We start from the raw sequence: 15,090 nt of genomic DNA on the forward strand, positions 1-15,090 counted from the left end.
CAGCTAACGCTCAGCCCAGGGCCCCCAAGGGTATACCATTAGGGCGAAATGGCAGCCTATTATGTTCGCCTGGCGGTTGAGATAGCTTCGGGTGGAGACAACCGGGTGTGACACAGCCACAGTTATCTCGAGAGATGAATAATGGCTGCAAATACTTCCTGCCATTTGGCACCGATCTCTGCATGGACGTCCAATCCGTTTATGCCCGTATCTTTCCACATTCTGCAGATCGTCGGCGAGTAGACGCTGATCTCGAACACGGTAAGGCTGTTCGTCCATTGATCAGCATGCATTCGCTCGTATTCGTCGCGAAGTTCCCCTTGGATGGCTTGGGCAAGTTCGCGAAGCTCGGCCTCGGCTTCATCTGTTCGTGGATTGCTTTCAATTCGATGGAGCAGATCGGTTCCGCGCATTCCGATGTGATGGAGTTTCTGGAGCACTTCGTGTCGTTTCATAAGGGAATCGATGGATACCAAGGGTTAGGTCGAGTAAATCCAATCCTAAACTGAGGCTGACCTGCGCTGATGAGAATGTCGCCAAACACTGCATGGTAACGGAGGAGCCACGGCTAAATCGTGATGCCATGACGGCATTTGCGAAGAGGAACTCCAAGACTCGTCCGTTGAATTTGATGCCTATCGTATCGAAGAGCGCTCTTGGCGGGTGCTGACCACAGATCTTACTAGTAAGGTGTAGAAAGTAGAATCGCTGGATACAGTTCGATCGGTGGCTTCGTCTACCCAATAACGTAGATTGAAGAGATGAAGATCGGCGAGGCTTCGGCCCTCATTCGAACACCCCTCATTGAGTGGGACCGTCGTCAATCCTGGTGCGATCTTGGCTCGGGAAACGGGACCTTCACGCGAGCTTTGGCTCGGTTGCTTGCACCCGGTAGCACGATCTACGCGGTCGATTTCGACGGAAGCATCCTCGAGGAGATCCCCGAACGGCACAACGGAGTGGAGATTCGCAAGATCGTTGGAGATCTCGAGAGCCACACCCTTCGGTTACCTATCGTGGAAGGAGTGCTCATGGCCAACACGCTGCACTTCATCCGCGAGCAGCAGTCGCTGCTGCGAAGACTTCTGACTGTGACTGATCGTTTCTTGGTTGTCGAGTATGAGCGGTCCAAGTCGAGCCGATGGGGTCCGTATCCAGTTCGTTTCGAGAAGCTAACTCAACTCTTCAGTGAGGTCGGAATGGACCGCGTCGAAAAGCTGGCGACTCGGCCTTCCTTGTTCGGCGGCACGATGTACTCAGCTTTGGCACAGCGCTCCAGGACATCCTCTTGATGAATCCTGGAAGGAGCGCCCGAGCGACTGAGCCGTCCGCTCAGCGTTCACTTGGGCGCAGCGCCAACAATCTTGGAAGTACGGCGAACGACCAAGCCGGATCAGTGACGCGCTTTCCGTCGTAAAGATTGCGGAGGGTCTCCGTATAGGCGTAAAAAGGCACGCCTCTACGGAAAGCCACCTCGGTCCCTACGTGCAACAACGCAAGCGTGGCTCAATACTCCATCGGGAAGCGCTACACAACGTCGGCAACTCGTAATTTGGGAATGACTTTGTCGGGAGCATCGCAGCTTATAGGGTGCACGCCTCTCGTGGCTTTCTTTGTATGTAATTAAGGCCTTCATTCCGTTCCACTTGCGCTGCATGAAGGCCTTCCTTGATCGTTATGAACGGGCGACATGGACATCCTAAGTTCGTTCGGCGGAATTCGCCTATCTTTTGTCTCAATCCGATAGATTCCCTCGCCGCTTATGCGCGTCCGAACAAGAGGATAGTGAGGGGCTGTAATCGTTTGGCCGGTCTCCCACGTAGTACTCGATTCCACGCATCGTGTAGACAGAATGAGGAGCATACATGAGTGAGTTCAGCGAAGTTCTTTACGCCCGCACTGCCACAGAGCATTACGATCCCACAGTTTCCATTTCAGATCTGGAAATTCGCGAGCTTGTTCAGGCAGCAACCGAGGCTCCATCGGCATTCAACGTACAGCCCTGGCGCTTTCTCGCGGTGACAGATCAGGCATTGCGTGAACAACTCAAGGAAGCGACGGTCGTTCCCAACCAGAAGAGAGTGGTGGAAGCTCCCTTGAGTCTTTTTGTGCTCGGTGATTTGGACGGGCACAAGAACCTTCAGGCGATCCTTAATGAGGCGGTGGAGGCAAACTCTTTGCGACGCGAAATCGCTGACGCCTGGCTCGGCATGGCGAACAACATGTACGCCACAGATCCGACGCTTGCCAAGGAGGAGGCTATTCGCTCCTGCTCATTGGCGGCGATGGTGCTGATGCTGGCAGCGGCGGATCGAGGATATGTAAGCTGCCCCATTGGTTTCAATGCTGCACAAGCAAAAAAGATTCTGTCTATAAGTGATCGCTTTGTGCCGGTGATGTGGCTCACAGTAGGCCGGCCCGCTCCGGGAAATACGCCGCGACGGCCGAGGCTACCGGTGGAGAAGATTCTCGCATTCAACAGCGCCAGGGAGTTTTGAAGTCCGTTCTCCCATTCGGATTTCTTCTCCTTCAGATATCGAGCGATGTAGCCTGCCGTTCTCTTGCACGTCGGTGTCGAGATGCTGAAAGTTGCGCTGCAGGTCGCGAGCGACCTTGATGTCTTCTCCCTCACGGCGCGGAAAAAAGAGTCCGTGGAGGTCTCCCAGTCGACCCCGGCCCGGTAAGGCTGTCAGATGTTCGAAGTTTTGCTTTACTCGAGCCGACACATGAGGCTTAGTACGAGATGTGCGATTCGGCAGAGCGAAAGTTCGGCAGGAGGTGCACCCGGAGGGTTGATTTGTATCTGCGGTCCCCCGCACTCTAGAACCTCGACTGGGAGGACAGGTCGAGTCACTCGTTGAGGAGCATCGCTCGCGCTTTTGATTTGCAAGGAAGAACGTTGGGCTGTGCGTAAGGAGCGCTCTTTGGGTTCATAAACCAAGAAGCTCGGAATAGTGCGCGAATGTTTCATACATCGGCGCCGCGCGGGATCCAGCAGACGAGCCCATAACCTCTTGCTCGTTGCGTATACGCAATATAGTATTTCGGTTGAGGAAGTAGAATGCTCTATAACCGCATAGCCGTGCTTCGTTCTGAACGTTCGCTGAGCCGACAGGCGCTGGCGCAGGCAGTGAGCGTCAATACGCAGACGATCGGATTCTTAGAGAGAGGCGACTACACGCCGTCTTTGGAGTTGGCCTTCAAGATTAGTCGGTTCTTTAAACTCCCGGTGGAGGCGATTTTCTCGCCGGATCCATTTCGGCCGCTGAGCGAACAGGTGTACATGCTGGAGAAAAGGGAGGCGTAGCTATGACTGAACCGAAAGCAGGCTTCATTTCAAGGCAGCCGAGGAAGGCGCAAACACCAACTCGAAGGCAATGGAACTGGCTCGTGGCTCTATCAATAGTTGGCCCAGCGAGCTTATTCGTAATTGGAGTCTTCAATCTGTCAGCTATGAGGGATACCAGTCACCTTTACGGGATTGCAGCAGCACTTGATTGCCTGCTGGCTCTGGTTCTGGGACTATTCCTGTTGCGACTCATACGTCCCATGTCTTCGATCGCAACGGAAGAGGACCGCGCAAGATGGACTTACGGAAAAACGTTTGGGGAACCCACCGAGATGGAGAAGGTCCGGGTGAAGCACCAGATGCGTTACGAACTCCAGTCCGAAGGAAAAGTGCAAAATGAGCGAGATGCAGCGATGCAACGGAACGCGGAGGGACATGCGTTTCGGCTATTTAGACGCGGATTGCCAAGGTTGATCTTGGTCTGGTGGGGAGCCGGTTTGTGCATGCCTATCGGTCTAGCGCGGACTGAGCTTCTGTTCGGCGCGCTCGCCTGTACTGGAATCGTCATCGCGGTCCTGTCATTGCCCGAGCTGATTCGAGTGTGGATGATGCCGAACGTTCTCGGTGAACCGCATTTGGTGCTGGGTGGGCCAAAGGAGGTGTAGCCATGCTGAACACCAATACAGCGAACCTTCGGTTTCTAGGGATTGACATGCAGGCACGTTGGCGGCGGAGAGTCGCTGTAGTGGCGTCATATATAGTTTTTGGTGTGGCGATGCTGTCGATACAAGCACAAATATGGGATGCCTTCGGACATCCATACTGGGTGATGTGGGTGATGTCGTTTGTCTTAGTCTTTTTAGGTGTTTTTCGTGACGGCGCCCTCGTCAAAAGTTTCTTTGTGCCGAAGCAGGCGCCTGCAGAAATGTTAATGGTTGGCAGCCTGGATGAGTGGGCACGATACAGGTATGGGACAACAGGATTTGAGGAAAGCTCGGCGGAACAACAAGAGGATCTTTTAAAAAGATACCGCGTCGGGACATACCTGATGCCGCGAAGCGGAAGCCGGGAGCATCGTCCTTGGCTTCCAGATGAACGCGAGGCCGGCGAGCGAGACCGTGCGTCGCGGAGAACACTGGTGCTGCTGGGCACGTATCTGACGAGCATGGCAGGAGTCTATTCAATTCATCCGGATCGCCTGACGAAGACGCAGGATGTGGTGGCGCTGCTGCTCCAGCTCATCGTAATGGCGATAACGCTTCCCAAGGCAATTGTGCTTTGGGAGGAGCCGGATCCGCGCGAGGAATCGGGGGAGATGGAGCTGATCGACAAGAAAGCGTGACGACGCCAGAGCGCAGCTGCTGCTGAAGTCTGTCCCAGAGGCTTCTGTGAATTTTGATTCGAAAGGGTTTGACTTAGGTAAGAGTGGCCGAGACAATTGCTTTAGTTTGATGTTTTGCATGTTGCGCATGCATCGGGCAGACGATGGTAGAAATGGAGGCACCGTGATTCGGAACTTGCTGTTCAGCATAGCTTCGTTTGCTTTGGGCGTCTCTGTCACCGTTGCTCAACAACCACAATCCGTGATTCGCATTAAACTGCTCAACGGCCTAAATGGGAACCCTTTGAAGCTCACTAAAGTTGGACTTGAAGCTTCCCCCGGCTATCGGGAGATTAACGTCCAAACCGATCAAAACGGCGTTGCAGCCATAAGCATCTCGAAGGACTCCACGATCTTAACTCACAACACAAAGCTCTATGTCGCCTGCGCCGATGAGCCAGGCGGATTGGTTCACAATGAGTTCAAGGTCAGCGAAATCCTATTAAAGGGGATCGTGCAGCCGGTCGCAAAGCCAAACCGATGCAGCAAGACCACTAGCACTTCGGTTCCGGGAGAGCTCGTACTGTTCGTGCGCCCTTGGGAATTCCTGGAAAATAGTCCACTCTAGTAAGTGCCTCTCTATAAGGTGCCCTTTTTTATAGCCAAAGGGCACAGACCAGCCTGCGATTATCAGGGACGTCATTCTAATTCTGCTGGTGAGGGACACTTTTAGGAGGACGGGTGAAGCGACTACTGCTGACGCTGGCTTTCTGGGCTTGTGTAAGCCTTGCTCAGGAACCTTCCTCGCCGGTGACCTTGATTCAACACGTCACCGTCATCAACGTAGTGACGGGCGAAGAGGCCAAGGAGCAGACAGTCAAGCTTCAAGGAGGCCGGATTCTCTCTGTCGCGCCGACAGAACCTGCAGATGGTGCATCTCCGGGTGCTGTCGATGGTCACGGAGGCTTTCTCATTCCTGGCTTATGGGACATGCATGTCCACGTCCATGGAACGGGCGAGTTGCCCCTGTACATTGCGAATGGCGTAACGGGAGTTCGCATGATGGCCGGGGAGCGGGACACGGCAGCTCTACGAGTTGAGCTCTCCGAAAGGAAACCCTCGCCCTTTATTTATTTGGCAAGCGCAATCGTCGACGGCAGTTCGCCAATGTGGCCCGGCTCGATCGTCGTCAAGAAGCCTGCGGATGCGCGCCGCACAGTCGATGAGATCAAAGCTGGCGGGGCTGATTTCATCAAGGTATATGACGGAGTTCCACGCGACGCTTACTTCGCTTTGGCGGATGAGGCGAAGCTGCAGCACATGGACTTTGAAGGCCATGTCCCGGAGGCGGTCACGGCCCAGGAGGCCTCGGCTGCCGGTCAGCGTTCGATGGAACACCTCACGGGAATTGCGCTGGCGTGTTCGAGCAAACAGGAGATTTTGAACGCCGCCATCGAACATGCACGATTCTTTCTCGATCGGCTCAGGGTGGAGGCTGAGGGCTACCGCAGCTTCGACCAGGCAAAGTGTCAGGCTCTTTTTGCCGAGTTTCGTCAGAACGATACCTGGCAGGTGCCGACGTTGACAGTGAATCGCATGTGGCGCAGGCTGGACGATTCCAAGATGACCTCAGATCCCCGATTGGTTTACGTTGGTCGTAAGTCAAGAAGCAGGTGGAATGATAGAACTCAGCCGCAGATCAGACGCTGGAACAACGCGGACTACCAAATGGCGCGGGGAATCTTTGGGGTGGATGAGAGGATTGTGGGCGGCATGTACAGGGCTGGCGTACCGCTCTTGGCTGGGACGGATGCAATGAACCCCTATTGCTTACCGGGTTTCAGCCTTCATGACGAGCTAGCGCTCATGGTCGATTCAGGCCTCTCGCCGCTCGCCGCCCTGCAAACCGCAACGATCAATCCCGCTCGATTTCTGCATCGGACATCTGAGGTGGGAAGCGTCGAAGCGGGCAAAAGCGCCGATCTGGTCCTGCTCCGTGCCGATCCGCTTGCCGACATTCACAACACGATTCAGATTGAGGCCGTGTGGCTGCATGGCCAATACTTCGATCATGCTGCGATCTTAGGTCTCTTGGAAGCCGTAAAATTGGAGGCGAAACATTGACCTCGAAAATGACTTTGCCGGTGCATAGTTACCTTTCGTCCTGTCAGCCTTTGCGATAGCTGCGATCAACCCGCCGTTTCTGCTTGGTCAGGTCGTCCAAATTGGCCCCTCAGATCCCAATTTCTGCAACAAGGTTGAACACATCAAGGCCGAATCTTCGGGTGAGCACGCCGACGCACATCTCTGGCCGTTTGGTCGATCAGGCTGGAGCGCCCCTGAAGACTTCAAAAGTCGAGCTTCGGAGCTATCTTTCGGGAACGCAGCAAACGCCAGTCAAGATCGTCACCACAGACACCGATGGTGAATTCGATCTGGGAAAACTTGGCCCTGGCAAATATCGCCTGCTCCCTTCTTCTACAAGGGCGCTTGAACAGCCCCAGCACTTCAGCTGTCCGAAAGAAGAGCGCAAGCTCGCAGTAGACTCAGAGCCAACCCTACCGATCTTCCTCTATCAGGTTGTCCGATTCGCTGATTGGAATTCGTCGGCGCCAGGAGGGCGGATGATCGATCTCTACTGCAGCGCGAGGGCTACTCCGCCGGAAAGCGACGCCTTCGAGCGCCGCGTTCCCACCATTGGCAGCGGCACAATTATCCTAGACATTGCGCCATCTTCTTGTGCTCGTACCGATCATGTTTCCTGCCGTTACCATCCATTCCCAAACATTACTGCAGCAGCGAATCACTATATTGGCGAAAGAAGCGAATGATGTCGTCTCTGTGTCCTGCTCACTGCCGGGAACAAACCTGGATTACAATCTCAACGCACACGGCCATCAACCGATGCAATCGGCGTTTAAGCTGCCTCTGGGACTTGCTGTCCTGCACGCGCTAGAGCAAGGGTAGCTATCGCTCGACCGACAGGTGCGCTTCCTTCCCTCGGATATCTACAAAGACACGTACAGTCCGCTTCAGGATTCGCACCCGAAAGCGAACGTTGACGTTCCTCTTCATGAGTTGCTCGAACTGTCTGTCGGTCGATCCGACAATACAGCGACGGACACTCTGCTCCGGCTTATGGGTGGAACAGTGCCGGTCCAAAATTATCTCGACACACTCGGATTGCAAGGCATTCAGATACGGGATACGGAACGTAGTCTCCATGACGACGAGCGACGTCAATACCGCAATTTCGAGGAGCCTGCAGCTTTGTGAAGCTGCTGCGCTTGCTCGCAGATACTTCGCCGCTGAACGGCGAACGCACTCAGTACCTCCTCGCAATCATGACTCATCTCCCTCTGCACCGAAGCTACTGAAGGGCTCGCTCTCAACTGGCGCCATCGTTGCACAAAAGACGGGACCATCCGGCTATGAGAATGGCATGGCAGCAGCTACGAACGATGTGGGGCTATCACGCTGCCCGACGGACGCCGTCTCGCCCTAGCCGTCCTCGTGACAGATGCTCATGCCGATGAAGCCGCAGTGGAACACACCATCGCTTCGATCGCTCGTGCCTGTTACGACGCAGCGCTCGCGGCGAAGCCATGAATGGGCCTTCGGATGCATTCCCCTTAAATTCTATAAAGCGAATAAGGAGACGTAGTTGCTGGTGATATCGTCCAACCGTCAGCCCGGTCTCTGTTTCGACCGGCGCATGAAGGAACGTTCAAACATCACGGAGGTTGCGTCAACTTCGCTAAGCTGAACTGTGCCGGACGTCGCTAACGAATTGCGCCATCAAGTTGTGGCTTGTAGAGTCTGCGGAAATGAAAGATCCAACGCCGTTTGGACATTCGCTGCAGGCAATTCAGCGCAACCTGGCCGTCTGGATCCATTTGCTATACAGTCGATGGACCGCTCTACTACGCTTTATGAAGTTGGTTTGTCATGGACGGCGTCGCTCAGAGGGTGTCTTTCACGATGCGGAAATCCGACCTACCGGAAGTTGGTTCCAGGGGGAAAATCATAGCCGAAAATAAGACCAAACCGACAAACATGAACGTTCGGCGTTTCTCGATGCGTGCGCTGACGAGGCGCGACGCATAGAGGCTGAGGCTCTGACCAAGCTGATGCAGAAGGTCACCGGCAACGAACCCGCGATGTGGGGTCCCGCCATGTGGGGTCCCTCGATCATCGGATTCGACAGCTACCACTATAACTACGAGAGCGGACGTGAAGGCGATATGCTCATAGTCGGCTTTTCGCCACGTAAGGCCGCAAATGTTTTGTACGGCATGATCGGCTTTGATGGTGCTGAGCCGTTACTCGCTAAACTCGGCAGACACACTACCGGCAAGGGATGCCTTTACATCAAGAAGCTCGCGGATGTAGACATTAGGGTGCTTGAGACACTCGCCGAAAAGGCCGATGAAACCACTACGGCGCAATACCCAAAACGAGCATAGCCCTTCTTGTGCTTGCGCTGGGATTGGCAACGACCGGACCTGACATTCCTAACGAAGGGACTGATATCGATAGGCGGATTGGCCTTTGCCGAAGCGAAGAGGCGTCTATTGGCTCATTCTGAAACGATGAACCAGATTAGAGGGTTTATGAGCACCCGCATCCTAATAGCCGCTGTGCTCTGCCTCATGCCGGCGTACGCCGCCGCCCAGACCGGCCCCGGCCCCCGGGGTGACGTTCTGGCAATCCACCACCTCATCGAGCAGTACACTAAGGCCGTGGACACCGTTGATCTGAACTTGCTCTCGGAAATCTGGTCTCACTCGCCCGAGGTCTCGTTCATCTATCCACTGGGCGAAGAACACGGCTTCGATGCAATCGAGCAGCATGTTTTTCAGAACGTAATGGGTGGCATGTTTTCGAAACGCGATCTTCAGACGCGTGGCATGACGATCTATGTGAACGGTGATACTGGTTGGTCTGAATTCCACTGGACTTTTTACGCGACAATGCGGGAAGGCGGATCGGCTGTGACCACACATGGCGTCGAAACGCAGGCCTACCGCAGAGAATCTGGGACGTGGCGACTGGTCCACGTCCACCACTCCGAAGACCGTCAGCCGACCCCCTGAGCACTTGCCCACAATGCAACGGCCCCTTGGACAAAGGGGGAACGATCTGTTGGTTTCCTATCAGAAGTGTCAGGGCTCCAGCTATGTCGCCGAGGCTGCAGAAAACTAGCAGGCGGACGAGGATCCGTGCGAGACCCCTAGAGGAGTCTCATCTCCGGCTGTGACACTCGGGCACAGTTGCTAGAAACACGAAAAGTGCGATGCCGTCAGTTTCCCATAACCATAAGAATCACTTAGATCGATTGTTTCCACGACGGGGCGAGGCGTGGCGCGCCGTTGCGGGTGTACTGGCATTCATGGCTCTTGCTATATCGTGCCCATCGCGACCCGCGCAATCGCTTCAGCGTGAATCAGAGCGCTGTCGACAATAGGATAACCATAGTCACCCTCCCTTCCTTTGAACGCAAGGAACAGATCAGTCCCGCCAAGAACTATGACCTCCGCACCGCGATCGCGGTAGAGATTCAACCCTGCAGAGCCAAAGAATCTGCGCTGATCGTCAGTCGCTGCACCGGACAACGCCATGGCAATGTAGTTAGAGTGGACTTTCCCGAGTTCTTCAGCTGGGGGCACGATGACCTCGACAGAGCCTATCCCGTAAAGCTTGGACTGCATTACGGATGTTGTCCCAAGCACGCCGACACGGGTTACGCCCATGGTAAGAAAGTGCGATTCTAGCGAAGGGATTGCGCTGATGACCGGGAGCGAAGAAACGGCTTCTAATTCCTTGATGCAGAAATGAGCCCCCATAGAACTCAATGCAACGGCTTCACAGCCGCCCGCTCGCAACTGATTGACATAGCCGGCGAAGCATTCAGCTTGGCCGCTCACATTCGCCGCCTCCATATTGGCCACCAGTTCTGGCGCATGCGCGTTCGCAATAGTCAGCGATAGCCTCTGGCCTGCAGCGGCGTGCCGCTTGGTCAGTGCCCGGTAATAATATTCGGTCGACGCAGGGCCGATGCCGCCGATAAGTCCAATGTGCACTGTGACACCTCGAGAAAAACTACGTTGAATACAGTCCCGGCGGTCTCCGACACTGCCCGCCAGTGCCAGGATTACCGGTACTGCCTACATAAGGGCATTAGCCGATCACAACGGGCGAAGCTGGTCTTCTATCGCCCGAATGTGAGGGGTTTCCGTATCTCCCGTATGCTTTGTGGTCACGGTTTCGATCAAAACCATCCATCGACCCTGCCGACCCCCGTCAAGGACGAGTTGATTTCAGTTACTTCGGCAGAGATGACGCTGGTGTCGGGTCTCCTTCGCCGGTGTCCGGGTTGACGGCGATCCGTCCTCGAGCCATCACAAAATGCAACTTGTGGCAGTCCTCGATATTGGTGAGCGGATTGCCGTCAAAGGCGATAACGTCCGCCGACTTGCCGGGAGCAAGCGTCCCTATCTGATCTGACAAATGAACCGCCTCGGCTCCGTTGACCGTAGACGCGACGAGTGCTTCCCGTGGAGACAAATGGCCCTGCTCCACTAGCGCGACCACCTCGTCCGTGACCGTACCGCCGTCGTCCGATCCGGCGAGAATAGTGAGCCCGAAGCGCTTCGCCAGAGCCATTCTTTCAGCGATCGGTGGAGCGGTCTTCATCAGCTCGTGGAATTTGCGAATGTTCTTCTCCGTCATAGGGATCGAAGGGGTTGGATGATCGATTACGTTCTGGATCGCCACAAGAACGTACAGCGTCGGATCGAAGAAAACATGGTGTTGCGCCATTAGTCTTGCGACCTCTTCATTCAGGAAGTCGCCATGCTCGATGGAGTCGACTCCCGCGTCAACGGCGGCTTTGATCGACTCCGCGGAGAGCGCGTGCGCCATCACGGTCCTGTGCAGGCGGTGCGCCGAATCGACGATCGCCCTCAGCTCCGCATCCGAAAACGCCGGGCCCAATCCAGTATCGGAGTCGTCGGAGACTCCGCCGCTCGCCATCACTTTGATCTGGTCGGCGCCGAACTGCACCTGCTTACGCGTCGCCTTCTCGCACTCATCTACGCCGTCGCATACCGCGCGGGAGTAGAGAGGTGGCGATAATTCCGCTTGCAGCTTGCCATTGCGGAAATCCGCGTGACCTCCCGTAATGGTGAGCGGCGATCCAGACGCCAGAATGCGTGGCCCAAGGATCGACCCCTCCGCGATGGCTTGGCGCAGCGGAAAGATCCCCTCCGGCACACTCCCAGCGTCACGCACCGTGGTGGCGCCGCCCCGCACCATGAAGCCGACGTTATACAGGCCCATTCCGAAATCGAGGTTGGGATCGACGATATGCGTGTGAGCATCGACCATGCCGGCCATGACAAACTGATTCTGCAGTTCCACCATCTTCACGTGCTCGGGCTTCGGGGCGGGGATCGCTTCCGCGCCGACATAGCCGTCGCGAATCGCCGTAATCGTGTCGTCCTTCACCAGGATTGACATCTTTGGCTGAGGATCAGTCCGGGCGTCCGACAGCAACATCCCCGCATGGATGATCGTCCAGTGCGACGGCGCTGGCGGCTCTGCGCCGCGAGCGAGGCACGAAACGGAGAGTCCGAGTGCGGCAGCCAGGAACGCTTTCAATCCAAGGGAACAAAGGGCTCGGCGGGTGCACTCTATGAACCAAGCTCGTCGTCCCAGACGAACTCGATCATCCTCATCAACAGAGCAAGTGTGAAGGATATTTGTGTTGTCAAGTAATTCGTTCATTCGGAGAAGCTAACACGTCGCGCCAGCTTACAAGGCCCCCTGCTCTTGCCTTGGCAGGACGGGTCGCAAAATAGTCTGCAACGGACTCTTAACTACAGGTTTGGGATTTCAAGTTACTTCGGCAGAGTGGACGCTGGTGTCGGATCTCCTTCGCCGGTGTCCGGGCTGACCGCGACGTGTCCACGGGCCATCACAAAATGCAGCTTGTGGCAGTCTTCAATGTTGGTGAGCGGATTGCCGTCGAAGGCGATAACGTCCGCCGACTTGCCGGGAGCAAGCGTTCCGATCTGACCTGACAGATGAAGCGCATCGGCTCCGTTGACCGTAGACGCGACTAACGCTTCCCGTGGCGACAAGTGGCCCTGCTCGACCAGCGCGACGACTTCGTCCGTGATGATACCGCCGTTGTCCGATCCGGCGAGGATAGCGAGCCCGAAGCGTTTCGCCAGAGCCATTCTTTCAGCAATCCGTGGAGCGGTAGCCATCATCGTCCGGAACTTGCGAATGTTCTTCTCCGTCATCGGGATCGAAGGCGTCGGATGATCGATCGCGTTCTGGAGCGCCACCAGAGAGTACAGCGTCGGATCGAAGAAAACATGGTGCTGCGCCATTAATCTTGCGACCTCTTCATTCAGGAAGTCACCGTGCTCGACGGAGTCGACCCCCGCGTCGACGGCGGCTTCGATCGACTCTGCGGAGAGCGCATGCGCCATGACGGTCCTGTGCATGCGGTGTGCCGTAACGACAATTGCCTTCAGCTCCGCCTCAGAGAATGCTGGGCCCAGACCAGTATCGGAATCGTCGGAGACGCCACCGCTCGCCATCACCTTGACCTGATCGGCGCCGAACTGGATCTGCTTGCGGGTCGCCTTCTCGCACTCGTTCACTACGTCGCACACCGCGCTCGAGTAGGCAGGTGGTGAGAGTTCGTCTTGCAGCTTGCCATTGCGGAAATCCGCGTGCCCCCCCGTGATCGAGAGCGGTGATCCCGACGCCATAATACGCGGTCCGAGGATTGACCCCTCCACGATAGCATCGCGCAACGGAAAGATCGCCTCCGGTGAGCTTCCGGCATCGCGCACCGTGGTGGCTCCGCCCCGAAGCATGAGGCCGACGTTAAACAAGCCTATGGCAACGTCCAAGTTGGGGAAAACGATATGCGTATGCGCATCGACCATGCCGGCCATGACAAACTGATTCTGCAGCTCCACCATCTTCACGTGCTCAGGCTTAGGAGCGGGGATCGCTTCCGCGCCGACATAGCCGTCGCGAATCGCCGTAATCGTGTCGTCCTTCACCAGGATTGACATCTTTGGCTGAGGATCAGTCCGGGCGTCCGACAGCAACATCCCCGCATGGATGATCGTCCAGTGCGACGGCGCTGGCGGCTCTGCGCCGCGAGCAGGGCACGAAACGGAGAGTCCGAGTGCGGCAGCCAGGAACGCTTTCAATCCAAGGGAACAAAGGGCTCGGCGGGCGCACTCTATAAACCAAGCTCGTCGGCCTAGACGAACTCGATCATCCTCATCAACAGAGCAAGTGTGAAGGCTATTTGTGTTGTCAATTAATTCATTCATTCCGGAGAAGCTAACACCTCGGGCCAGCTTGCAAGGCCCCCTGGTCTTGCCTTGGCAGGACAAGTCACAAGATAGTCTCCAACCGGTTGTTATCGTTGGCCCGCAGTCGCGTTCCATATAATGTTCTGGGCTCAGATGTGATGGGATGATTCGCTCGGACTTCAACGGGGAACCCACTATGACCAAGCAGCGGAAGGACACCGCCATGAGGAAGCGCATTGTGAATGCTACGGTGTACGGCATTGACGTTGGGCTGATGCCTGACAAAGGCCCTTCCTAAGTTTGCAGCGCAGAGAACTGATGACACAATGGTCGATCGGCATGGGGTGGTCCGAGCGGGAAATCGGTCTTCCTCAACACCGCTACAAGTTATTGGAAACGGCATGCGCGGATTTCATCATCGCGTGGTCGCCAAAAGCAGCCCACTTGCGAGGCCGTGTACATTTGCGCAGACCACTATGTGTCAGAAGTAGAACTGCGCTCGCAAGAACGGGGCGAACCATACACTCTCGGTGCGGATTCCTTAAACGTCAGATTGTCCAGACTCGGGTTCGCTACTAGGCCCTTCAGCTTTGACCTCTTGCTTTATCTCTCTAAGCAGCTCCGCCTGGTGCCTTGTAACCCACAGTATTTCTTGCGCCAGCGGAGGTTCGTCTGCTCCACGATACCGAATTCCTTACACGCCAGAACTCTCGTCTTCCGTTCGCGATCGATATCTCGATCTGCGGCAACAGGTTTACCGCCCGCGCAGGCGGGTATCGCTTGCATCGTCCCAGTTGCTCTCCTTGTTTAGTGTTTCTCTTCTCCAATGGCACACTTCGAGCCGGGCACTCGCTGAGGCTGGTACTTATGCCGCGTGTACAGGACTAGCCATTTGAAACCAAATTCTCGTAGCTGATCGATTCAGATTATTCAGAGTGGTCGAGCACAGTTTCGTCCAAGTTCCGAGCGTCTCCCCTTAGCAACTTGTCAGGAACAATCCGTCCCCTGTCTCAAAACCGTTATCTTTTGCAATCGTTCTCTTGCATCAAAACACAGGGTTACAAAATTGAGACTATGCAATGTGTCAGTCCGATGCAGTGACCGAATGAAAACTTTCACCACCAGATTTTACA

Annotated in this window: 16 protein-coding genes; 12 read left to right on the top strand and 4 right to left on the bottom strand. The window is 55.6% G+C overall.

The window, feature by feature from the left end:
* Window positions 1–122: 122 nt before the first annotated feature.
* Entirely contained in the window at window positions 123–455 is a 333-nt protein-coding gene (locus ACPOL_RS28500) for a hypothetical protein (protein ID WP_150133158.1), read from the bottom strand.
* 306 nt (window positions 456–761) lie between these two features.
* Here ACPOL_RS28500 and ACPOL_RS28505 point away from each other — a divergent pair, with 306 nt between their 5' ends.
* From ACPOL_RS28505 to ACPOL_RS28555, 12 genes are all read left to right on the top strand, one after another.
* A complete protein-coding gene (locus tag ACPOL_RS28505; RefSeq protein WP_114210169.1) occupies window positions 762–1,292 on the top strand; it encodes a class I SAM-dependent methyltransferase in 531 nt (176 codons plus the stop codon).
* A gap of 573 nt (window positions 1,293–1,865) precedes the next feature.
* On the top strand, window positions 1,866–2,498 hold the full coding sequence (locus tag ACPOL_RS28510; RefSeq protein ID WP_114210170.1) for a nitroreductase family protein: 633 nt from the start codon (window positions 1,866–1,868) through the stop codon (window positions 2,496–2,498).
* A 563-nt stretch (window positions 2,499–3,061) separates the two neighbouring features.
* Entirely contained in the window at window positions 3,062–3,307 is a 246-nt protein-coding gene (locus tag ACPOL_RS28515; RefSeq protein WP_114210171.1) for a helix-turn-helix transcriptional regulator, read from the top strand.
* Between the two features lie 146 nt (window positions 3,308–3,453).
* On the top strand, window positions 3,454–3,954 hold the full coding sequence (locus ACPOL_RS28520) for a hypothetical protein (protein WP_236657095.1): 501 nt from the start codon (window positions 3,454–3,456) through the stop codon (window positions 3,952–3,954).
* A 2-nt stretch (window positions 3,955–3,956) separates the two neighbouring features.
* Entirely contained in the window at window positions 3,957–4,631 is a 675-nt protein-coding gene (locus ACPOL_RS28525; protein WP_114210173.1) for a hypothetical protein, read from the top strand.
* A gap of 163 nt (window positions 4,632–4,794) precedes the next feature.
* The gene (locus ACPOL_RS28530; RefSeq protein ID WP_150133160.1) at window positions 4,795–5,238 is read left to right on the top strand and encodes a hypothetical protein; all 444 of its coding nucleotides are present in this window, start codon (window positions 4,795–4,797) and stop codon (window positions 5,236–5,238) included.
* Between the two features lie 113 nt (window positions 5,239–5,351).
* Complete coding sequence (locus ACPOL_RS28535) at window positions 5,352–6,734, top strand: amidohydrolase family protein (protein ID WP_114210175.1); 1,383 nt, start codon at window positions 5,352–5,354, stop codon at window positions 6,732–6,734.
* Between the two features lie 161 nt (window positions 6,735–6,895).
* Window positions 6,896–7,441 carry a carboxypeptidase-like regulatory domain-containing protein gene (locus tag ACPOL_RS34305; protein WP_201759350.1) on the top strand — a complete coding sequence of 182 codons (546 nt, stop codon included), beginning with the start codon at window positions 6,896–6,898 and terminating at the stop codon, window positions 7,439–7,441.
* A gap of 154 nt (window positions 7,442–7,595) precedes the next feature.
* Window positions 7,596–7,886, top strand: a complete 291-nt coding sequence (locus ACPOL_RS35125) for a serine hydrolase (RefSeq protein WP_236657096.1) — start codon at window positions 7,596–7,598, stop codon at window positions 7,884–7,886.
* On the top strand, window positions 7,834–8,115 hold the full coding sequence (locus ACPOL_RS35130) for a hypothetical protein (RefSeq protein WP_236657598.1): 282 nt from the start codon (window positions 7,834–7,836) through the stop codon (window positions 8,113–8,115). Before ACPOL_RS35125 ends, ACPOL_RS35130 begins: the two co-directional genes overlap by 53 nt.
* A 598-nt stretch (window positions 8,116–8,713) precedes the next feature.
* Window positions 8,714–9,076, top strand: a complete 363-nt coding sequence (locus ACPOL_RS28550) for a DUF1801 domain-containing protein (RefSeq protein WP_414633396.1) — start codon at window positions 8,714–8,716, stop codon at window positions 9,074–9,076.
* Window positions 9,077–9,223: 147 nt separating this feature from the next.
* Entirely contained in the window at window positions 9,224–9,706 is a 483-nt protein-coding gene (locus tag ACPOL_RS28555) for a YybH family protein (protein WP_161557609.1), read from the top strand.
* A 306-nt stretch (window positions 9,707–10,012) separates the two neighbouring features.
* Here ACPOL_RS28555 and ACPOL_RS28560 read toward each other — a convergent pair whose 3' ends face one another.
* The 3 genes from ACPOL_RS28560 to ACPOL_RS28575 form a co-directional block, all read right to left on the bottom strand.
* The gene (locus ACPOL_RS28560; RefSeq protein ID WP_161557610.1) at window positions 10,013–10,693 is read right to left on the bottom strand and encodes an aspartate/glutamate racemase family protein; all 681 of its coding nucleotides are present in this window, start codon (window positions 10,691–10,693) and stop codon (window positions 10,013–10,015) included.
* A 241-nt stretch (window positions 10,694–10,934) separates the two neighbouring features.
* A complete protein-coding gene (locus ACPOL_RS28570) occupies window positions 10,935–12,272 on the bottom strand; it encodes a metal-dependent hydrolase family protein (protein ID WP_161557611.1) in 1,338 nt (445 codons plus the stop codon).
* Window positions 12,273–12,511: 239 nt separating this feature from the next.
* Window positions 12,512–13,849, bottom strand: a complete 1,338-nt coding sequence (locus ACPOL_RS28575; protein WP_161557612.1) for a metal-dependent hydrolase family protein — start codon at window positions 13,847–13,849, stop codon at window positions 12,512–12,514.
* Window positions 13,850–15,090 lie beyond the last annotated feature (1,241 nt).

This window comes from Acidisarcina polymorpha (assembly GCF_003330725.1).
GTDB lineage: Bacteria > Acidobacteriota > Terriglobia > Terriglobales > Acidobacteriaceae > Acidisarcina > Acidisarcina polymorpha.